Genomic DNA, 20,252 nt, shown 5'->3' on the forward strand with positions numbered 1-20,252 from the left:
GGCCTCGGGGCAGATATGGCGCAGCGGACGGGACTCGAACCCGCGACCCCCGGCGTGACAGGCCGGTATTCTAACCGACTGAACTACCGCTGCGTATCGCTTTGAGCTGACGCTCAATTAACTCGTCTGATTAAAAGCTCTGAGACTTTTCAATCTCTCTTTTAATCTCGAATCAGGGCGAACCTGACTCGGAAAATATGGCGCAGCGGACGGGACTCGAACCCGCGACCCCCGGCGTGACAGGCCGGTATTCTAACCGACTGAACTACCGCTGCGCGTCGGTGGAGGCATTTCAGCCTACCTCTTGCTTTCGCAAGTCTCTCGGAAGTGGTGGGTGATGACGGGATCGAACCGCCGACATTCTGCTTGTAAGGCAGACGCTCTCCCAGCTGAGCTAATCACCCGTTTGCATCTCCGAGGCCGCGAAATTTACGCAGGTAGCGAACCTAAGTCAATAGTAGGATTGAAGTTTTTCTGAAAAAGACGAAATCCGCATAAAACCTGTAGGAGCTGGCTTGCCAGCGATGGCGGCCTGCCAGCCAACCTGGATGCCGAATGTTCCGACCGATCGCGAGCAGGCTCGCTCCTACGGTTGATCAGATCCGCCAGCGTCACTCGCTGTAGATCATTTTCTTGGTCATACCGCCGTCGACCACAAACTCCTGGCCCGTAACGAACCCTGCGTTCCTGGACAACAGCCACGCCACCATCGCCGCCACATCCTCAACCGTCCCCACCCTGCCCGCCGGATGCTGGGCATGATCGGCATCAGTCAGTGGTTCGGCACGGCGTGCCGAAGGGTCGCGCGCATCGATCCAGCCAGGGCTGACGGCGTTGACCCGAATCTCCGGGCCCAGGCTGATTGCGAGCGCGTGAGTCAGGGCCAGCAGGCCGCCCTTGCTCGCCGCGTAAGCCTCTGTGTCAGGCTCCGACTGCCCGGCACGGGTCGAAGCCAGATTGACGATCGCCCCGCTGTGAGCGCGCAGGTACGGCGCACAGTGCTTGGCCAACAACATCGGCCCACTGAGGTTTACCGCCAGCACACGATTCCAGTAGGCCAGATCAAGGCTTTCCAGAGTGATGTTGTGCGGATCCGCAACCGCGGCGTTACAGACCAGCGCATCAAGACGCCCGAATTGGCCCAACACCTCGGCAACACCGAGTGCCACCTGCCCTTCGTTCGAGACATCCATGGCAATGAACCAGGCGCTATCACCCAGGACCTTCGCCACTTTCGACCCGCGCTCGCGGTCCAGGTCCGTCAATACGACTTGCCAGCCTTCGCTGATCAGCCAGGCGGCAATCCCCAAGCCAATACCTCGCGCCGCACCGGTTACCAGTGCGACACGACCATTGGAGCCAGCGGACGGCGTGGACAACTCGATCACAGCGCAGCCAGACCGCGTGCCAGATCGGCTTGCAGATCGGCCACGTCTTCGAGGCCGACAGCAACGCGAATCAGACTGTCACGAATACCGGCTGCTTCACGCTCTTGCGGCGCCAGACGTCCGTGCGAAGTTGTGCTCGGGTGCGTGATGGTGGTTTTGCTATCGCCCAGGTTGGCGGTGATCGAAATCAGTCGCGTGGCGTCGATAAAGCGCCAGGCGCCCTCTTTGCCACCCTTGACCTCGAAACTCACCACCGCCCCGAAACCCTTCTGCTGGCGCAAGGCCAACTCGTGCTGCGGATGGCTCTTGAGCCCGGCGTAATGGACTTTCTCGATACCGTCCTGCTGCTCCAGCCACTCGGCCAGTTGCTGGGCGTTGGCGCAATGCGCCTTCATCCGCAGGTTCAACGTTTCCAGGCCCTTGAGGAAGATCCAGGCGTTGAACGGGCTAAGCGTTGGCCCGGCAGTGCGCAGGAAGCCGACCACCTCTTTCATCTGTTCGCCACGACCTGCAACGACGCCCCCCATGCAACGGCCCTGACCGTCGATGAACTTGGTGGCCGAGTGCACGACGATGTCTGCGCCCATTTTCAGCGGCTGCTGCAATGCCGGCGTGCAGAAACAGTTGTCGACCACCAGCATCGCGCCTTTGGCGTGAGCGATTTTCGACAGTTCCGCGATGTCCACCAATTCAGCCAGTGGATTGGACGGCGACTCGACGAACAGCAATTTGGTATTGGATTTGATCGCCGCGTCCCAACCGGACAAGTCCGCCAGGGCTACGTAATCGACTTCGATGCCGAAACGCTTGAAGTACTTCTCGAACAGGCTGATGGTCGACCCGAACACGCTACGCGACACCAGCACGTGATCGCCAGCGCTGCACAGACTCATCACCACCGCCATGATCGCGGCCATGCCGGTCGCGGTGGCCACGGCCTGCTCGGCGCTTTCCAGCGCGGCAATGCGCTCTTCAAAGGCGCGCACGGTCGGGTTGGTGTAGCGCGAGTAAACGTTACCCGGCACTTCGCCAGCGAAACGCGCAGCGGCGTCGGCGGCGGTACGGAATACGTAGCTGGAGGTGAAGAACATCGGATCACCGTGTTCGCCTTCCGGCGTGCGGTGCTGACCGGCACGTACGGCCAGGGTATCGAACGCTACGCCTTCGAGGTCGCTGTCCAACCGACCGGCATCCCAATCCTGACTCATGCTGTCACTCCTTTCCCTATTCTCGTAGTTTAAAAGCCAGATACAAAACCGGCCCCTCAGGGCCGGTAATTACTCAGTTGTTGTACAGATCGATGATCGCACTGACTGCCTGCGTCTTGACCTTGGAGGCATCGTTGCGTGCCTGCTCGATCTTGTTCAGGTAAGCCTCGTCGACGTCACCGGTGACGTAATGGCCGTCGAACACCGCACAATCGAACTTGTCGATCTTGATCTTGCCGCCACCGACCGCTTCGATCAAGTCAGGCAAGTCCTGATAGATCAGCCAGTCGGCGCCGATCAGGTCGGCCACGTCCTGAGTGGTACGGTTGTGGGCGATCAGCTCGTGAGCGCTCGGCATGTCGATGCCGTAGACGTTCGGGTAGCGAACAGCCGGGGCCGCGGAGCAGAAGTAAACGTTCTTGGCGCCGGCTTCGCGGGCCATCTGGATGATCTGCTTGCAAGTAGTACCGCGAACAATGGAGTCGTCCACCAGCATCACGTTCTTGCCGCGGAATTCCAACTCGATGGCGTTGAGTTTCTGGCGTACGGATTTTTTCCGTGCTGCCTGGCCCGGCATGATGAAGGTCCGGCCGATGTAGCGGTTCTTCACGAAGCCTTCGCGGAATTTCACGCCCAAGTGGTTCGCCAGCTCCAGGGCCGCGGTGCGGCTGGTGTCCGGGATCGGGATGACCACATCGATGTCGTGCTCCGGACGCTCGCGCAGGATCTTCTCGGCGAGTTTCTCACCCATGCGCAGACGAGCCTTGTAGACCGACACGCCGTCGATGATCGAGTCCGGACGCGCCAGGTAGACGTGCTCAAAGATGCACGGCGTCAGGGACGGGTTGGTCGCGCACTGACGGGTGTAGAGCTTGCCCTCTTCAGTGATGTAGACCGCTTCGCCCGGTGCCAGGTCGCGAATCAGGGTAAAACCGAGCACGTCCAGGGAAACGCTTTCCGAAGCGATCATGTACTCGACGCCTTCGTCGGTGTGACGCTGGCCGAATACGATCGGACGGATGCCGTGCGGATCGCGGAAACCGACGATGCCGTAGCCGGTGATCATCGCTACAACGGCATAACCACCGACGCAACGGTTGTGCACATCAGTGACGGCAGCAAAAACGTCTTCTTCGGTTGGCTGCAACTTGCCGCGCTGGGCCAGTTCGTGCGCGAACACGTTGAGCAGCACTTCCGAGTCGGAGTTGGTGTTGACATGGCGCAGGTCAGATTCGTAAATCTCCTTGGCCAGTTGTTCAACGTTGGTCAGGTTACCGTTGTGCGCCAAGGTGATGCCGTAAGGCGAGTTGACGTAAAACGGTTGCGCTTCGGCCGAAGTCGAGCTGCCCGCGGTCGGGTAGCGCACATGGCCAATGCCCATGTGGCCAACCAGACGCTGCATGTGACGCTGCTGGAACACATCACGCACCAGGCCGTTGTCCTTGCGCAGGAATAACCGGCCATCATGGCTGGTCACGATACCGGCAGCGTCCTGGCCGCGGTGCTGGAGCACGGTTAGCGCGTCATACAGCGCCTGATTGACGTTCGACTTACCGACGATACCGACGATGCCACACATGCGACGCAACCCCTACTTAATGGATCTGAACTGAACACTGCTCACTGAGGCGTTTTGGCCATCGGCAAGAGGTGTTCCTTGAACGGTATTTCAGCGGGTACGCTGATACCGCTGGCAAGCCACTGACTGCTCCACCCGAGAATCAGGTTTTTGGACCAGTCGGCGACCAATAGAAATTTTGGCACGAGCTGTGATTCTTTCCACCACCCGTCCTGCTGTACCGGCCCCAGGCTCAACAGCCCGACAGCAATAACCACCAGCAACACACCGCGTGCGGCGCCGAAGGCCATGCCGAGGAATCGATCGGTCCCGGAAAGCCCGGTGACGCGTACCAATTCGCCGATAAGATAATTGATCATTGCGCCTACGATTAACGTGGCGACAAACATGATGGCACAGCCCGTGATTGTACGAGCCGATGGCGTTTCGATGTATCCGGCGAGGTACTCGGACAATGAGCCACCAAACATCCAGGCAACGACTCCTGCGATGATCCAGGTCACCAGCGACAAAGCTTCTTTGACGAAGCCGCGGCTCAGACTGATCAATGCGGAGATGGCGACGATAGCAACGATCGCCCAGTCAACCCAGGTAAATGGCACAGTGCAGCCTACAGACGGATAAGGCGGCGCATTTTAGCAGAGCCCATGCTTATCGGTAAGCTGCGATTGTCAGTGCATTTCAAATAGGAGCGATAGTTTTAACCGCGCTCTGGCTGAAAGCGCACGACGAACCCCTTGAGGTTCTGTTGACGGCTGAGCAAGTCACGCAGGCGATCCGCTTCGGCGCGCTCGATCAACGGCCCGACAAACACCCGGTTTTTGCCGTCAGCAGCACGAATGTAGGCGTTGTAACCCTGGCTACGCAGGGACTTTTGCAGTTTTTCCGCGCTTTCACGACTGGACAGGCTGGCCAGTTGCACCGACCAGCTGACCGACAGCCCATTGGCATCGACGCGGCTTTGTGTGGTGTCTGGTTTGCTCGGTGCCGTGGTGATCGGCTGAGCAGGCGCAGTAGCAGGCTTGGCGGCCAACGCTGGATTCGGGGCCAGCGCAGGCGCTGCCGATTTGACCGCGGGAACCGGCGCCACTGGCGCACTCGGTACAGCCGGCACAACAGGCGTTTCCTGCTGAGCGATTTCGTCATCGCTAGGCACCGGCTCTTGAGGCAATGCTTGCGGCTCAGGCACCACCACTGGCTCCACTTGTACCTGGGGCATCGCCGGAGCCTGTGGTGCCGACGGAGCGTCAACCGTCACCGAACGCTGTTCATCCTGACGGGAAAACAGCATGGGCAGAAAAATCACCGCCAGCGCTACCAGCACCAGGGCGCCGACCATACGCTGTTTGTATGCTTTATCCAGCAATGCCATTTGCCGCTTCCTCCGTGGAGCGCCGGGCCAGCCATTCAAGGGCCTCGGCGACACAATAAAATGATCCGAACAACAGGATTTCATCGTCGTTCGTTGCTTGCGCGCACTGCCCTTCCAGGGCGGCGGCCACACTGTCGTAACACGTTACCGACGCGCCAAGGCTCTGTAACGCGCCCTGCAACTCAGCAACCGGCCGAGCGCGCGGAGAATCCAGCGGCGCAACGGCCCAGTGCTGGACACTAGCACTCAACTCACCGACAACACCATCCAGATCCTTGTCCGCCAGCAGCCCGAACACCGCCAGGCGCTTGCCAACCGGAGGACGACTCGCCAGACGACGGGCCAGATACTCCGCCGCATGGGGGTTATGCCCTACATCCAGCAACAAATTCAGGCGTTTACCCTGCCAGTCGATCTCACGACGGTCCAGACGACCAACGACACGCGTCGCTTGCAGCGCCTTGACAATCTGCGCATCCACCCAAGGCAAACCGAGCAACAGGTAAGCCTGCAGAGCCAGCGCGGCATTCTCCATCGGCAAGTCGAGCAACGGCAGATCGTGCAACTCAACCACACGACCTTGAGCATCAAGACCGCGCCATTGCCAGTTGTGATCGGTGACACCCAGATCAAAATCACGCCCACGCAGGAAAAACGGGCAGCTGAGCTCGCGCGCTTTATCCAGCAGGGGTTGAGGGGGATTCAGGTCACCACAGAGTGCAGGCGCGCCCTGGCGGAAAATGCCGGCCTTTTCGAAGGCCACGGATTCGCGGGTATCACCCAGATAATCCGCATGATCGACGCCGATACTGGTGACCAGCGCAATGTCGGCATCCACCACGTTGACCGTGTCCAGACGCCCGCCCAGACCGACCTCCAGCACCACTGCATCGAGCGCTGACTGTTGAAACAGCCAGAATGCCGCGAGCGTGCCCATCTCGAAATAAGTCAGGGAGGTTTCGCCGCGACCCGCTTCCACCGCAGCAAAGGCTTCACACAGCTGCGCGTCAGTGGCTTCGACGCCATCAACCTGCACCCGCTCGTTGTATCGCAGCAGGTGCGGAGAGTTGTACACCCCGACTTTCAGGCCCTGCGCCCGCAGCAATGACGCCACGAAGGCACAGGTAGAACCCTTGCCGTTGGTGCCGGTGACGGTGATCACCCGAGGCGCCGGCTTGCCCAGTCCCATGCGGGACGCTACCTGTTGCGAACGCTCCAGGCCCATGTCGATGGCCGAAGGGTGCAACTGCTCAAGGTAGGCGAGCCATTCGCCAAGGGTGCGCTCGGTCATACGTTGGCAGGTACCGGTGGAACCACGATCGGCTCAATAGGTGCAGCGACGAATGTCGGCGTCGGCAGGCCCATCATTTGCGCCAGCAGATTGCCCAGACGCGGACGCAGCTCCTGACGGTGAACGATCATGTCGATGGCACCGTGCTCCAGCAGGAACTCGCTGCGCTGGAAGCCTTCCGGCAGTTTTTCGCGAACGGTCTGCTCGATAACACGCGGACCGGCAAAACCGATCAGCGCCTTCGGCTCACCGACAATCACGTCGCCCAGCATCGCCAGACTGGCGGAAACACCGCCGTAGACCGGATCGGTCAGCACGGAGATGAACGGGATGCCCTCTTCACGCAGACGCGCCAGCACCGCGGAGGTCTTGGCCATTTGCATCAAGGAAATCAGCGCTTCCTGCATTCGCGCACCACCGGAAGCGGCGAAGCAGATCATCGGGCAGCGTTTTTCCAGGGCGTAGTTGGCGGCGCGAACAAAACGCTCACCGACGATGGCGCCCATCGAACCACCCATGAAGGAGAACTCGAACGCCGAGACCACAACCGGCATACCCAGCAAGGTACCGCTCATGGAGACCAGGGCGTCTTTTTCGCCCGTCTGCTTTTGTGCAGCGGTCAGGCGATCCTTGTACTTCTTGCCGTCGCGGAATTTCAGGCGGTCAACCGGCTCCAGGTCCGCACCCAGCTCGGCACGGCCTTCGACGTCGAGGAAGATGTCGATACGGGCGCGGGCGCCGATACGCATGTGATGGTTGCACTTGGGGCAAACATCCAGGGTCTTTTCCAACTCGGGACGATACAGCACCGCCTCGCAAGACGGGCATTTGTGCCAAAGACCTTCAGGCACCGAGCTCTTCTTGACCTCGGAACGCATGATCGAAGGGATCAGTTTGTCTACTAACCAGTTGCTCATGCTTTCTTTCTCCAGTACCGGTGGCCCGAACGCTCTGGTTCGCAACCCCGTGTATGCCCTTGAGCTAAATTCATGTGTACGGCGATGATCGAAGGGTCGCCACGGTCAGCGCGAAACATGACCTGCGTGCAACCCCGAAAACCCTCAGCCTTGCCTGCTTTGTGCAAGTGCAGTTAAAGACGGCGGCAGTGTGCCAGCCGTCACATCGACAAATCGCAGCCTCGTTTCACGAGACAGCTCCTACGGCTGCTTTGATGAAGGCGCGAATCTTTGCATGATCCTTGATGCCTTTGCTTGCCTCTACCCCGCCGCTGACGTCCACGGCATAGGGCCTAACCCGCGCCACGGCATCTGCGACGTTATCGGGCGTAAGGCCACCGGCCAGGATAATCGGTTTGCTCAGGCCTTGCGGTATCAAAGACCAGTCGAACGCTTCACCGGTTCCCCCGGGAATGCCTTCGACATAGGCATCGAGCAAAATTCCGCTGGCACTCGGGTAAGCATTACAGGCTGCCGCAATGTCATCACCGGCCTTGACCCGCAGCGCCTTGATGTAGGGTCGGTGCCAGCTTTCGCAGTCCGCGGCGACTTCATCGCCATGAAACTGCAGCAGGTCCAACGGCACCGCATCGAGAATTTCCCCCAATTCGCAACGGCTGGCATTTACGAACAAACCGACAGTGGTCACGAACGGCGGCAGCGCCTGGATGATCGAGCGCGCCTGCTGGAACGTCACTGCCCGGGGGCTCTTGGCATAGAACACGAATCCAATGGCATCCGCCCCGGCCTCGACGGCTGCCAACGCATCTTCTATGCGGGTAATCCCACAAATCTTGCTGCGAACGGCTGACATGTCGGCACAACTCCAAGACAAATCCGGGAAAGTCCCGGATGGTAGCAAAAGCGTTCGAGGGCGTCAGCCGTCAAGTTCCGAGAAACCGGTCAAGAAGTGTGGACCGATGTAACGCTCGGGCAACTCGAATTCGTCGCGATACTCGACCTGCACCAGGTAAAGACCAAACGGATGCGCCGTCACCCCGCCGGAACGGCGTATACGACTTTCCAGCACTTCTTTCATCCACTCCACCGGACGCTCGCCGGCGCCAATCGTCATCAGCACGCCGGCAATGTTGCGCACCATGTGGTGAAGGAACGCGCTGGCACGAATATCCAGCACGATCATCTTGCCGTGGCGCGTGACGCGCAGGTGATGAAGCTCCTTGATCGGCGACTTGGCCTGACACTGACCGGCGCGAAAAGCGCTGAAATCATGGGTGCCGACTAAATACTGAGCCGCTTCGGCCATGCGTTCGACGTCCAGCGGACGGTGGTTCCAGGTGATTTCTTCATTCAGATGCGCGGGACGAATCTGATCGTTGTAAATCACGTAGCGATAGCGCCGGGCGATCGCCTTGAACCGCGCATGGAAGTGCGGCGGCATAACCTTGGCCCAACTGACGCTGACGTCGTGGGGCAAATTGATATTGGCGCCCATGACCCAGGCCTTCATCGAGCGCTCGACCTGCGTATCGAAATGCACCACTTGTCCGCAGGCGTGCACTCCGGCATCCGTACGACCGGCACAAAGCAGCGACACCGGGGAGTCGGCGACTTTGGACAAGGCGTTTTCGAGGGTTTCCTGCACGGTGAGCACGCCAGAGGCCTGACGCTGCCAGCCACGATACCGCGAGCCTTTGTATTCCACGCCCAACGCGACCCGGAAAAAGCCGTCGGCCGCCATTTCGGCGGCCGGATTATCTATATTTGCCAAGGAGTGACAGCCTGCTGATTGACGCAAAGGTGGGCATTATAAGGCGCTCGGGCGGGGATGCCAGAGTTGGTCGACTGAAGATCGAAAGATCGCAGCCTGCGGCAGCTCCTACAAAAAAGCATGCAATCCCCTGTAGGAGCTGTCGCAGGCTGCGATCTTTTGACTCAACAAACAAAAACGGCAGCCTCAATGGCTGCCGTTTCATTTGCAACGATTGACTCACACCAGACGCGAAAGCATTTCCTCGGCTTCGCTCTTCTGACCGGCATCGCCTTCCGTCACCACCTCATTGAGGATGTCCCGGGCGCCGTCGTTGTCACCCATGTCGATGTAGGCCTGGGCCAGATCGAGCTTGGTAGCGACTTCATCAGTACCCGACAGGAAGTCAAACTCGGGTTCCTCGTCAACTGTGGCCAGAGCATCGTCCACGGTGAAGCTCGGCTCACTGATGCTCTGGGACAGGCGATCCAGTTCGGCGTTGACGTCGTCCAGCTCGACGGCAAAGGCGTCCGGCGCATCTGCAGCTTCCGTGGCGTCCATTTCGTCAGCCAGTGACAGATCAAAGTCAGATGGCAGCTCCAGGTCGTCCAGCGGTGCTTCAGCAACCGCTGGAGCGTCAACCGACGGCAGATCTTTCACCCCTTCGTCGAGATCCAGCAAGAAGTCGTCTTCAGCGAGAATGGCTGGCGTTGGCTCCGCCCCCAGATCCAAATCCAGATCGAAGTCTGCCAGGTCGTCGAGGTTGTCCCTGATATCGGTCTGCTGCTGCAATACCGACTCAAAGCTCAAATCGTCATCCCGCGGGAATTCTTCCAGCTCGCCCAGGGTCGCATCCGGCTCAGGTTGTGTCGCTGGAGCAATGTTTTCGAAGTCATCGAGACTCAGGTCGAAGGCGCTGTCGAGACCATCTTCGGCCGGGACCGGAGCAGCCGGCGCCGGTGTCACGTTTTCGAGATCGTCCAGGCTCAAGTCGAAAGCACTGTCGAGATCGTCATCAACGGCGGCCGGTGCTTGCGGCTCATCCAGCAGCAGATCCTTGACGTATTGCGCGTCCAGTTCGGCGGTAGCCGCGGCGGCGGCGATTCCACCGGCAGCAACCAGTACCATCGCCGGGAAGCGGCTTTTCAGCTTTTCAACCTGGGCGTAGTTGTCGCCATTGGCCACCAACTGACGTTCCTGCGCAACGAACGCATCGCGGTCGCCTTGCTGGCCGTAGACTTCCATCAGTTTCAAGCGCACATCGCTGCGCTGGGGCTCTTGCTTGACGCCGTCTTCCAGCAACGCTGCGGCCTGATTCAGGCGACCGGCGTTGATGTGCGATTGCGCCTGACCCAGCACATCATCGGAACGCTCGGCAGACGGTGCAACCAACGGCGCAGCGATTGGCGTGGTCATCACAACCGGTGCAACCACTGGCGCAGGAGCAGGTTTCGGTGCAGTCGCCAGTTTCACACTTGGCGATGGAACCTCAAGACCTTCAAAGCTGCTTTCCGGCAGATCAAGGTCAGCCGAAAACGGCTGTTCTTCAGCCAGCGCACGGGCCATGCGCAGATGTTTTTCAGCTTCTTGCTGGGCTTTGCGGCGACGAGCCAACAACAGCAGCAGAAGCAGAAGCACTACAGCGCCACCACCCATCAGGCCGAGCAGTAATGGGTTGGTCAGCAGTTCGTTGAATTTTTGATCGTCGGATGTGGCTGCTGGCGTTTCGACGGGTGCCTGCGTTGGAGCCGTCGCCTCAGGCGCAGCTACAGCTGGCGTCGGGGCTGGAGCAGTCTGCGATGGCGTTGCCGCGGGATCGGCAGCCAGCTCAGCCGACATCGCTGGCGCTGTGGCAGCCGGTGCGCCCGCAGCCCCTTCGGCCTGCAACTTGGCCAATTGATTGTTTTTCAGCTCGATCAGGCGTTGCAGCTTGTCCAGCTGACTTTGCAAATCGGTCATGCGGCTTTTCAGTTCAGCGTTGTCACGACGCGTCGTGTCGAGGCTTTCCTGGGTTACCGCCAACTTGTTGTTTAAGGCTTTGGCATCACCGGCCGCACCTTTGCCAAGGTTCTTGCCGGATTCGGCAGACACCAGGCTCAGCTTATCGGTGGCCGCCTGTTTCGGAGCATCTTCACCGCGGGCGCGATGGGTGGCGTCGATCTGCTGCTGCCCTGCCCCTGGCTTGGCGACGTAACGACGGCCCTGACGCCATGCGGTGTTCTGGGCTGCCACTTCGGCGATGGCTTTGGATTGCGGCAAACCGGTGCTCTGCGCCTGATCCGGCAGGCGCAACACCTGGCCGGTTTTCAAGCGGTTGATATTGCCATCGATGAACGCATCCGGGTTCAAGGCCTGGATGGCCAGCATGGTCTGCTGGATCGAACCGCCGTTACGCGCCTTCGCAGCAATTTCCCAGAGGGTATCGCGTGGCGAGGTGGTGTGCTGGGACGGTTTGGTCGCACCGGTGACAGGCGCGGCAACCGTAGACGTCGGTTGCGCAGCCGCTTCAGCGGTTTGTGGTGAGAATTTGGACGGATCGAGCAACACGCTGTAATCGCGCAACAGACGGCCGTTCGGCCACATCACCTGCACCAGGAATTTCACCATGGGCTCGGAGAGTGGTTTGCTGGAGGTCACGCGCAGGATGCTTTTGCCGCTGGCGTTGAGTACCGGGGTGAAGGTCAAGTCGTTGAGAAACGCCTGGCGGTCGACACCGGCCTTGGCGAAATCGTCAGGCGAAGCAAGGCTTGGCACCACTTCGGCAACGGTGAGGTCCTTGACATCAAGCAGCTCGATTTCCGCAACCAGCGGCTGGTTGAGCGTCGATTTCAGGGTCAGCTCCCCGAGCCCGAGGGCATGCGCCATACCGGAGGACAGCGCCGAGGCGGCCGCTATTGCTAACACCAGTTTGCGAACTTGAACCATTAGTTCATCCTTAGTTTGAACATTCCTCGGCCAGCGAGAAGGTATTGATAGTCGCTGCCGCAAGGCATTGCGCGCAACGGCGAAGGTCGTCGCGCGCGGTCATTTCATTGTTGCTCCGCAAAGCCACGCAGAGTGGCTCTGCCGTCAGCATTCGGGCAAGCATAGGCTCGCCCGGAAACATTCGACAATTTGTAGCAAAGTATCTTTTACAGCAGGTCTTTTATCAACAACTCAGCCAGTTGCACAGCGTTGAGCGCAGCGCCTTTGCGTACGTTATCTGACGTCAGCCACAAATTAAGTTCCGACAGGTCGTCGATACCCTGGCGAACCCGACCAACGTAGACCACATCCTGCCCCACCGCATCGCCAACCGGGGTCGGATAATCGCCGGCTTCCACCAGCTCGATACCCGGCGCGTCTTCCAGGGCTGCGTTCACCTTCGCCAGGTCGATATCACTTGCCGACTGCAGGGTCACATTAAAGCTATCGCCAAAAAACACCGGGGCTTGAATGCAAGTGACAGAAATCTTCAACGACGGCAGGTTCATGACCTGGCGAAGTTCACGTACCAGCCGCTTTTCCAGCAGCGTATGGCCCTGATCATCCGGCTTGCCGACTTGTGCCAGCAGGTTGAATGCCATCTGCCGATCAAAGAACTTCGGTTCAAGCGGGCGCACATTGAGCAGTTCGGCGGTTTGCCGCGCCAGCTCGCTCACCGCTTCGCGGCCCTGGGCAGACACCGCGAGGCTGGCGGTCAGATTGATACGTTGCAATTCCATCAAGCTCAGCAACGGTGCAAGCACTACCGCCAGGGTGGTGGCCGATGGACTCGGGCTGCTGACCAGGAATGGCTTTTTCAAGTTGGCCAGTACCTGTGGATTGGCTTCCGGCACCACTTGCGGCGCTTGTTCGGCCGACAAGGCTCCGGACAGATCAATCACCGAACAACCGGCAGCACTGGCGCGCGAAGCGAAACTCAGGGTTACCGCCGGGCCTGCGGCAAAAAATACCAACTGCACTTTGCCGAAATCGAATTCATCGACTTCGCGCACACGCACGTTCTTGCCACGAAACGGCACTGAGCTGCCGGCGGATTCGCTGCTGGCCAGCAAGTGCAGGTTACCGATTGGAAAATCGCGCTCTTCCAGAATCTGCACGAGCGTTTCGCCGACAGTACCGGTGGCGCCGATCACGGCGATATCAATGGTCTGGCTCATGGGTTTTACCTCTGGCGAAACGGGGGGAGCGGCACTTTACCGGGTGGGTGGCACACAGGCAATTTCCGCTGGGGGTTATGCGGCGCCGATGAGATCGCCATCGCCAGCAAGCCGGCTCCTACAGGTGTGAGTAAGCTCATCATTGTAGGAGCCAGCTTGCTGGCGATGGCGGCCTGACTGGCGACACAACTCCCATAAAAAAACCCGCACCTCTTTCAAGGCGCGGGTTCTTTCATTGCATCAATCGATCAACGCTCAAGCAGGATCCGCAGCATGCGACGCAGCGGTTCGGCCGCGCCCCACAGCAACTGGTCGCCGACGGTGAATGCACCGATGAACTGCGAACCCATGTTCAGCTTGCGCAGACGACCCACCGGCACGTTCAGGGTACCGGTGACCTTGGTCGGGCTCAGTTCCTGAATGCTGGTCTCGCGGTTGTTCGGCACCAGCTTGACCCAAGGGTTGTGCTGGCTGATCAGCCCTTCGATATCGGCGATCGGCACGTCTTTGTTCAGCTTGATGGTCAAAGCCTGGCTGTGGCAACGCATGGCGCCGATGCGCACGCAGATGCCGTCGACTGGAATCGGGCTCTTGAAGCGACCGAGAATCTTGTTGGTCTCGGCCTGGGCCTTCCACTCTTCGCGGCTCTGACCGTTCGGCAATTCCTTGTCGATCCACGGGATCAGGCTGCCGGCCAGTGGTACGCCGAAGTTTTCGGTCGGGTACGCGTCGCTGCGCATGGCTTCGGCCACACGGCGGTCAATGTCGAGGATCGCGCTGGCCGGATCGGCCAGTTGATCGGCGACAGCGGCGTGGGTCGCGCCCATTTGCTTGATCAGTTCACGCATGTTCTGCGCGCCGGCACCGGAGGCCGCCTGATAAGTCATGGCGCTCATCCACTCCACCAGGCCAGCTTCGAACAGGCCACCGAGGCCCATCAGCATCAGGCTGACGGTGCAGTTGCCGCCGATGTAGTTCTTGGTGCCCGCGTCCAGTTGCTGGTCGATGACCTTGCGGTTCACTGGATCCAGAACGATCACCGCATCATCCTGCATACGCAGGCTGGAAGCGGCGTCGATCCAGTAACCCTGCCAGCCGGCTTCACGCAGTTTCGGGAAGACTTCGCTGGTGTAGTCGCCACCCTGGCAGGTCAGAATCACATCGAGGGTTTTCAGCTCTTCAATGCTGTAAGCGTCTTTGAGCGGAGCAATGTCCTTGCCCACGGACGGGCCTTGGCCACCGACATTGGAAGTGGTGAAAAACACCGGCTCGATAAGATCGAAATCCTGCTCTTCCAGCATCCGCTGCATGAGCACGGAACCGACCATACCGCGCCAACCGATCAGACCTACACGTTTCATCGCAACTACACCTTCTTGAAATGTGGGCCGCTGCTTTGTCTTGAATTTGGCAGCGGGCCCGAGAGATTACAGATTCCGCAGCGCGGCGACTACTGCGTCACCCATTTCCTGCGTACCGACTTTAGTGCAACCTGCCGAATAAATGTCACCGGTGCGCAAGCCCTGATCCAGCACCAGGCTGACGGCTTTCTCAATGGCATCGGCTGCAGCCTGCTGATTGAAGCTGTAACGCAGCATCATCGACACCGACAGAATGGTCGCCAGCGGGTTGGCGATGCCTTTGCCCGCGATGTCCGGCGCCGAACCGTGGCACGGCTCGTACATGCCCTTGTTGTTGGTGTCCAGGGACGCCGATGGCAGCATGCCGATGGAACCGGTGAGCATCGAAGCCTGGTCGGACAGGATGTCGCCGAACATGTTGTCGGTGACGATCACGTCGAACTGCTTCGGTGCACGCACCAGTTGCATGGCGGCGTTGTCGACATACATGTGGCTCAGTTCGACTTCAGGGTAATCCTTGGCCACTTCCTCGACAATTTCACGCCACAGTTGGCTGGAGGCCAACACGTTGGCTTTATCCACCGAGCAGAGCTTCTTGCCACGGACCATGGCCATGTCGAAACCGACACGGGCGATACGGCGAATTTCGCTTTCGCTGTACGGCAGCGTGTCGTAGGACTGGCGCTCGCCGTTTTCGAGGGTGCGGGTACCGCGTGGCGCGCCGAAGTAGATGCCGCCGGTCAGTTCACGAACGATCAGGATATCCAGGCCGGCAACGATTTCCGGCTTCAGGCTGGAAGCCTCGGCCAGTTGCGGGTAGAGGATTGCCGGACGCAGGTTGCCGAACAAGCCCAGTTGCGCACGGATTTTCAACAGACCGCGCTCAGGGCGGATGTCACGTTCGATGGCATCCCATTTCGGGCCGCCAACGGCACCCAACAGCACGGCATCGGCCGCACGGGCACGTTCCAGGGTCTCGTCGGCCAGTGGCACGCCGTGCTTGTCGATGGCAGCGCCACCGATCACGTCGTGACTCAGCTCGAAGCCCAGGGCGAACTTGTCGCTGGCCAGCTCCAGCACCTTGACCGCTTCGGCCATGATTTCCGGGCCAATACCGTCACCTGGGAGAATCAGAATCTGCTTGCTCATGCTTTCCTCATGTCATCAGTCGGTGCGCCCATGGACGCACCCGGAAAAATTCTATCGCTCGGCCATCAGTACCAGTACATCGGTACTGAACGAACCATCAGCCTCAATCTCGAAATATTCGCGCACTTCGTTGCCCATCGACTGCTGCAACTCGCGGATCGCCGCGCGCATCACTTCAGGCGTGCGCATGCGTTCGACCCAGCTGCTGTACTCCAGGCGCAGGCGCTGACGAGTGGTACTGCGGGTGTGCAGTCCCGCCTCGCTGACCTGGCGCAACCACTCGCCGGCGGAATAATCGCGCACATGGCTGGTGTCGCGCAGCACTTCGACGCTTTGCAGGTAAGTGTCGAACAACGGGCTGCCCGGTGACAACACGTCGATGAACGCGGCGACGCCACCCGGTTTCAACACCCGACGCACTTCGCGCAATGCCAGGCCGAGATCACTCCAATGGTGCGCCGAATAACGGCTGAAGACGAAATCGAATTCGCCATCGGCAAACGGCAGACGCTCAGCGGCACCATTGACCGTGGACACATTGTTCAAGCCACGATCGATGGCAGCGGCCGTCACCACGTCGAGCATCTGCTGCGACAGGTCGTAGGCCACCACTTCTTTCACCAACGAGGCAACTTGAAAGCTCACGTGGCCGGCGCCGCAGCCCAGGTCCAGAACCCTGGCCTCGCCCTGCCCCGCCAGCTCAGCCTGTAGCAGCGCGAACTCGGTACCTTGAGCGTGAACGGCGCTGCTCAGGTAGGCCGAAGCCTGTTCACCGAATTGCTTTTGGACTACCTGACTGTGCTGGGCGGTGCTGGTCATGGGGACTTCTTCCTTTTTGGGGTTTAGCCTGGTGTTGTCTGGGCGGGCCTCTTCGCCGGCAAGCCAGCTCCTACAGGGGAATGCGTTTCAACTGTAGGAGCTGGCTTGCCGGTGATGGCGTCATTACGCCTTACACAAAATCACGCGTCGCGAAACAACCAAGGCTGGCTCGCACGATGTTTGGCCTCAAACGTCGCAATCGCATCGCCGTCCTGCAAGGTCAGGCCGATATCGTCCAGGCCGTTGAGCAGGCAATGCTTGCGGAACGCATCGATTTCGAAGTTCAACACCTTGCCGTCAGGGCGAGTCACGGTCTGGGCTTGCAGATCGACCTGCAACTGATAGCCCGGATTAGCCTCGACCTGCTGGAACAGTTCATCGACTTCGGCGTCGCTCAAGATGATCGGCAGCAAGCCGTTCTTGAAGCTGTTGTTGAAGAAGATGTCGGCGTAGCTCGGCGCGATGATGCTGCGGAAACCGTACTCTTCCAGTGCCCACGGCGCGTGTTCACGGCTGGAACCGCAACCGAAGTTTTCACGGGCCAACAGTACGCTGGCGCCTTGATAACGCTCGGCATTAAGGACGAAGTCCTTGTTCAACGGGCGCTTGGAGTTGTCCTGATACGGCTGCCCTACATCAAGGTAGCGCCATTCATCGAACAGGTTCGGGCCGAAACCCGTGCGCTTGATCGATTTCAAGAATTGCTTCGGGATGATCTGGTCGGTGTCGACGTTGGCACGATCCAAAGGCGCGACAAGTCCAGTGTGCTGGGTAAAAGCTTTCATGCTGCGCTCCTTTAGATCAATTCACGGACGTCAATGAAACGACCGTTCACAGCGGCGGCCGCGGCCATGGCCGGGCTGACGAGGTGGGTACGGCCACCGGCGCCCTGACGGCCTTCGAAGTTACGGTTAGAGGTCGACGCGCAATGCTCGCCGGACTCCAAACGGTCCGGGTTCATCGCCAGACACATCGAGCAACCCGGCTCGCGCCATTCGAAACCGGCTTCGAGGAAAATCTTGTCCAGACCTTCCGATTCGGCCTGCGCCTTCACCAGACCCGAGCCCGGCACCACGATGGCCTGCTTGATGGTCGAAGCCACTTTGCGGCCCTTGGCGATCACGGCCGCAGCGCGCAAATCTTCGATCCGCGAGTTGGTGCAGGAACCGATGAACACGCGGTCGAGCTGGATGTCGGTGATCGCCTGGTTGGCGGTCAAACCCATGTATTTCAAGGCGCGGACGATGGAATCGCGCTTGACCAGGTCCATTTCCTTCGCAGGATCTGGCACGTTCTGGTCTACCGCCAACACCATCTCAGGCGAAGTGCCCCAGCTGACTTGCGGTTTGATCTGGGTCGCATCGAGCTCGACCACAGTATCGAACCTGGCATCAGCGTCGGAGACGAGGTCCTTCCAGGCTTCGACGGCCAAATCCCATTCCGCGCCTTTCGGGGCGAATGGACGGCCCTTCACGTAAGCCACGGTTTTTTCGTCAGCGGCCACCAGGCCTACGCGAGCGCCGGCCTCGATGGACATGTTGCAGATGGTCATGCGGCCTTCGACGGACAGGTCGCGAATGGCGCTGCCGGCAAATTCGATGGCATGGCCGTTACCGCCGGCGGTGCCGATCTTGCCGATCACCGCGAGGACGATGTCCTTGGCGGTCACGCCGAACGGCAATTGGCCTTCGACGGACACCAGCATGTTCTTCATTTTCTTGGCGACGAGGCACTGAGTGGCGAGCACGTGCTCGACCTCGGAGGTGCCGATACCGTGAGCCAGAGCGCCAAATGCACCATGGGTCGAGGTGTGGGAGTCACCGCAGACCACAGTCATGCCCGGCAAGGTCGCGCCCTGCTCAGGGCCAATAACGTGGACGATACCCTGGCGGATGTCGTTCATCTTGAACTCGACGATGCCGTATTCATCGCAGTTGTCGTCGAGGGTCTGAACCTGCAAACGCGAGACCTGGTCGACAATCGCCTCGATGCCGCCCTTGCGCTCCGGGGTGGTCGGTACGTTGTGGTCCGGGGTCGCGATGTTGGCATCGATGCGCCATGGCTTGCGCCCGGCCAGACGCAGGCCTTCGAAGGCTTGCGGCGAGGTCACTTCGTGAATGATGTGACGATCGATGTAGATCAGCGCAGAGCCATCATCGCGCTGTTTGACCAAATGCGAATCCCAGAGCTTGTCGTAGAGCGTTTTGCCGGCCATCAGACGGTTCCTCATCAGCTTGTTTCTATGCCCCGGGCCTTGAAAGTCTCAATAACCCTTTGGCTTGTGAGGCTGATCCTATGGGGTTACATTAAATAACTCAAATTCATATTTTTTATGCTTTGGATAACCAACTGGAATACAACCATGGACCTGGCCAATCTCAATGCCTTTATTGCCATCGCCGAGACCGGAAGCTTCTCCGGTGCGGGCGAACGGCTGCACCTGACTCAACCGGCGATCAGCAAACGCATCGCCGGGTTGGAGCAGCAATTAAAGGTGCGACTGTTCGATCGACTGGGCCGCGAGGTCGGGCTGACCGAGGCTGGCCGCGCCCTGTTGCCACGGGCGTATCAGATTCTGAATGTCCTCGATGATACGCGCCGCGCCCTGACCAACCTCACGGGCGAAGTGACCGGTCGTCTGACCCTGGCCACCAGCCACCACATTGGCCTGCACCGCTTGCCGCCCTTATTAAGGGAGTTCACCCGACGCTATCCCGAGGTGGCGCTGGATATTCAGTTCCTCGACTCAGAAGTCGCCTACGAGGAAATTCTCCACGGCCGCGCTGAACTGGCTGTCATCACCCTCGCGCCGGAACCCCACACACTGGTCAAAGCCACGCCTGTATGGGACGACCCGCTGGACTTCGTGGTTGCCCCGGAGCACTCACTCCTCAACAACGGCAAGGTCAGCCTGGCGGACATAGCCCTGCATCCCGCCGTATTCCCCGGCGGCAACACCTTTACCCATCACATCGTGCAGCGCCTGTTTGAAGCCCAAGGCCTGACGCCCAACATCGCCATGAGCACCAACTACCTGGAAACCATCAAGATGATGGTCTCGATCGGCCTGGCCTGGAGTGTTTTACCGCGCACCATGCTCGACGATCAGGTGGCGAGGATACCTTTGCCGGGCATACAGCTCACTCGCCAGCTAGGCTATATCCTGCACACCGAACGGACATTGTCGAATGCTGCCCGGGCTTTCATGGCCCTGCTGGACGCCCAACTCGATCTGCCAGGGACTCAAGGCTAAATTGTGCTAAGCCTATAAAGCCG

Annotated in this window: 17 protein-coding genes and 3 tRNA genes; 1 reads left to right on the plus strand and 19 read right to left on the minus strand. The window is 59.7% G+C overall.

Translation table 11 applies throughout. From position 1 onward, the window contains the following. Positions 1-16 precede the first annotated feature (16 nt). The 19 genes from QYH43_RS18355 to leuC all read right to left on the minus strand — a co-directional run bounded on the left by QYH43_RS18355 (position 17) and on the right by leuC (position 19,191). A tRNA-Asp gene (locus tag QYH43_RS18355) sits at positions 17-93 on the minus strand. Between the two features lie 105 nt (positions 94-198). Further along, positions 199-275 (minus strand) — tRNA-Asp (locus QYH43_RS18360). Between the two features lie 53 nt (positions 276-328). Further along, positions 329-404 (minus strand) — tRNA-Val (locus QYH43_RS18365). A 207-nt stretch (positions 405-611) separates the two neighbouring features. After that, entirely contained in the window at positions 612-1,388 is a 777-nt protein-coding gene (locus QYH43_RS18370) for an SDR family oxidoreductase (protein WP_095060885.1), read from the minus strand. Continuing rightward, on the minus strand, positions 1,385-2,596 hold the full coding sequence (locus QYH43_RS18375) for an O-succinylhomoserine sulfhydrylase (RefSeq protein ID WP_095060887.1): 1,212 nt from the start codon (positions 2,594-2,596) through the stop codon (positions 1,385-1,387). The genes QYH43_RS18370 and QYH43_RS18375 overlap by 4 nt, the downstream gene beginning before the upstream one ends. A 73-nt stretch (positions 2,597-2,669) precedes the next feature. Next, positions 2,670-4,175 (minus strand): amidophosphoribosyltransferase, encoded by a 1,506-nt coding sequence (gene purF / locus QYH43_RS18380; RefSeq protein WP_095060889.1) that lies wholly within the window; start codon positions 4,173-4,175, stop codon positions 2,670-2,672. Positions 4,176-4,216: 41 nt separating this feature from the next. Further along, a complete protein-coding gene (locus QYH43_RS18385; protein WP_095060891.1) occupies positions 4,217-4,777 on the minus strand; it encodes a CvpA family protein in 561 nt (186 codons plus the stop codon). A 98-nt stretch (positions 4,778-4,875) separates the two neighbouring features. After that, positions 4,876-5,547, minus strand: a complete 672-nt coding sequence (locus tag QYH43_RS18390; protein ID WP_095060893.1) for an SPOR domain-containing protein — start codon at positions 5,545-5,547, stop codon at positions 4,876-4,878. Then, the gene (gene folC / locus QYH43_RS18395; RefSeq protein ID WP_095060895.1) at positions 5,531-6,838 is read right to left on the minus strand and encodes a bifunctional tetrahydrofolate synthase/dihydrofolate synthase; all 1,308 of its coding nucleotides are present in this window, start codon (positions 6,836-6,838) and stop codon (positions 5,531-5,533) included. The genes QYH43_RS18390 and folC overlap by 17 nt, the downstream gene beginning before the upstream one ends. After that, positions 6,835-7,755 carry an acetyl-CoA carboxylase, carboxyltransferase subunit beta gene (gene accD, locus QYH43_RS18400; protein WP_095060897.1) on the minus strand — a complete coding sequence of 307 codons (921 nt, stop codon included), beginning with the start codon at positions 7,753-7,755 and terminating at the stop codon, positions 6,835-6,837. Before accD ends, folC begins: the two co-directional genes overlap by 4 nt. A gap of 226 nt (positions 7,756-7,981) precedes the next feature. Then, on the minus strand, positions 7,982-8,608 hold the full coding sequence (locus QYH43_RS18405; RefSeq protein WP_301157748.1) for a phosphoribosylanthranilate isomerase: 627 nt from the start codon (positions 8,606-8,608) through the stop codon (positions 7,982-7,984). Positions 8,609-8,671: 63 nt separating this feature from the next. Next, entirely contained in the window at positions 8,672-9,496 is an 825-nt protein-coding gene (truA, locus tag QYH43_RS18410; RefSeq protein ID WP_095060901.1) for a tRNA pseudouridine(38-40) synthase TruA, read from the minus strand. 249 nt (positions 9,497-9,745) lie between these two features. Further along, on the minus strand, positions 9,746-12,430 hold the full coding sequence (locus QYH43_RS18415; RefSeq protein WP_095060903.1) for a FimV/HubP family polar landmark protein: 2,685 nt from the start codon (positions 12,428-12,430) through the stop codon (positions 9,746-9,748). A 206-nt stretch (positions 12,431-12,636) separates the two neighbouring features. Further along, positions 12,637-13,647, minus strand: coding sequence for an aspartate-semialdehyde dehydrogenase (locus QYH43_RS18420; RefSeq protein WP_095060905.1), 1,011 nt, complete (start codon positions 13,645-13,647; stop codon positions 12,637-12,639). A gap of 248 nt (positions 13,648-13,895) precedes the next feature. Continuing rightward, a complete protein-coding gene (asd, locus tag QYH43_RS18425) occupies positions 13,896-15,008 on the minus strand; it encodes an aspartate-semialdehyde dehydrogenase (protein ID WP_095060917.1) in 1,113 nt (370 codons plus the stop codon). Between the two features lie 66 nt (positions 15,009-15,074). Next, the gene (leuB, locus tag QYH43_RS18430) at positions 15,075-16,157 is read right to left on the minus strand and encodes a 3-isopropylmalate dehydrogenase (RefSeq protein ID WP_095060919.1); all 1,083 of its coding nucleotides are present in this window, start codon (positions 16,155-16,157) and stop codon (positions 15,075-15,077) included. Positions 16,158-16,208: 51 nt separating this feature from the next. Beyond that, positions 16,209-16,976 carry a class I SAM-dependent methyltransferase gene (locus QYH43_RS18435; RefSeq protein ID WP_095151828.1) on the minus strand — a complete coding sequence of 256 codons (768 nt, stop codon included), beginning with the start codon at positions 16,974-16,976 and terminating at the stop codon, positions 16,209-16,211. A 140-nt stretch (positions 16,977-17,116) separates the two neighbouring features. Beyond that, positions 17,117-17,761, minus strand: coding sequence for a 3-isopropylmalate dehydratase small subunit (leuD, locus tag QYH43_RS18440; protein WP_053157879.1), 645 nt, complete (start codon positions 17,759-17,761; stop codon positions 17,117-17,119). 11 nt (positions 17,762-17,772) lie between these two features. Beyond that, positions 17,773-19,191 carry a 3-isopropylmalate dehydratase large subunit gene (gene leuC, locus QYH43_RS18445; RefSeq protein ID WP_095060923.1) on the minus strand — a complete coding sequence of 473 codons (1,419 nt, stop codon included), beginning with the start codon at positions 19,189-19,191 and terminating at the stop codon, positions 17,773-17,775. A gap of 147 nt (positions 19,192-19,338) precedes the next feature. Here leuC and QYH43_RS18450 point away from each other — a divergent pair, with 147 nt between their 5' ends. After that, positions 19,339-20,229, plus strand: coding sequence for a LysR family transcriptional regulator (locus QYH43_RS18450; protein ID WP_301157749.1), 891 nt, complete (start codon positions 19,339-19,341; stop codon positions 20,227-20,229). Positions 20,230-20,252: the final 23 nt, after the last annotated feature.

The sequence above is a fragment of the Pseudomonas sp. C32 genome (assembly GCF_030417915.1).
Taxonomy (GTDB): domain Bacteria; phylum Pseudomonadota; class Gammaproteobacteria; order Pseudomonadales; family Pseudomonadaceae; genus Aquipseudomonas.

What these genes read in the sequence shown, in the direction of transcription:
- QYH43_RS18375 (WP_095060887.1), bottom strand. Translation starts at nt 2,596, where the DNA reads ATGAGTCAGGATTGGGATGCCGGTCGGTTGGACAGCGACCTCGAAGGC.
- purF (WP_095060889.1), bottom strand. Translation starts at nt 4,175, where the DNA reads ATGTGTGGCATCGTCGGTATCGTCGGTAAGTCGAACGTCAATCAGGCG.
- QYH43_RS18390 (WP_095060893.1), bottom strand. Translation starts at nt 5,547, where the DNA reads ATGGCATTGCTGGATAAAGCATACAAACAGCGTATGGTCGGCGCCCTG.
- folC (WP_095060895.1), bottom strand. Translation starts at nt 6,838, where the DNA reads ATGACCGAGCGCACCCTTGGCGAATGGCTCGCCTACCTTGAGCAGTTG.
- accD (WP_095060897.1), bottom strand. Translation starts at nt 7,755, where the DNA reads ATGAGCAACTGGTTAGTAGACAAACTGATCCCTTCGATCATGCGTTCC.
- QYH43_RS18405 (WP_301157748.1), bottom strand. Translation starts at nt 8,608, where the DNA reads ATGTCAGCCGTTCGCAGCAAGATTTGTGGGATTACCCGCATAGAAGAT.
- truA (WP_095060901.1), bottom strand. Translation starts at nt 9,496, where the DNA reads ATGGCGGCCGACGGCTTTTTCCGGGTCGCGTTGGGCGTGGAATACAAA.
- QYH43_RS18415 (WP_095060903.1), bottom strand. Translation starts at nt 12,430, where the DNA reads ATGGTTCAAGTTCGCAAACTGGTGTTAGCAATAGCGGCCGCCTCGGCG.
- QYH43_RS18420 (WP_095060905.1), bottom strand. Translation starts at nt 13,647, where the DNA reads ATGAGCCAGACCATTGATATCGCCGTGATCGGCGCCACCGGTACTGTC.
- asd (WP_095060917.1), bottom strand. Translation starts at nt 15,008, where the DNA reads ATGAAACGTGTAGGTCTGATCGGTTGGCGCGGTATGGTCGGTTCCGTG.
- leuB (WP_095060919.1), bottom strand. Translation starts at nt 16,157, where the DNA reads ATGAGCAAGCAGATTCTGATTCTCCCAGGTGACGGTATTGGCCCGGAA.
- QYH43_RS18435 (WP_095151828.1), bottom strand. Translation starts at nt 16,976, where the DNA reads ATGACCAGCACCGCCCAGCACAGTCAGGTAGTCCAAAAGCAATTCGGT.
- leuD (WP_053157879.1), bottom strand. Translation starts at nt 17,761, where the DNA reads ATGAAAGCTTTTACCCAGCACACTGGACTTGTCGCGCCTTTGGATCGT.
- leuC (WP_095060923.1), bottom strand. Translation starts at nt 19,191, where the DNA reads ATGGCCGGCAAAACGCTCTACGACAAGCTCTGGGATTCGCATTTGGTC.
- QYH43_RS18450 (WP_301157749.1), top strand. Translation starts at nt 19,339, where the DNA reads ATGGACCTGGCCAATCTCAATGCCTTTATTGCCATCGCCGAGACCGGA.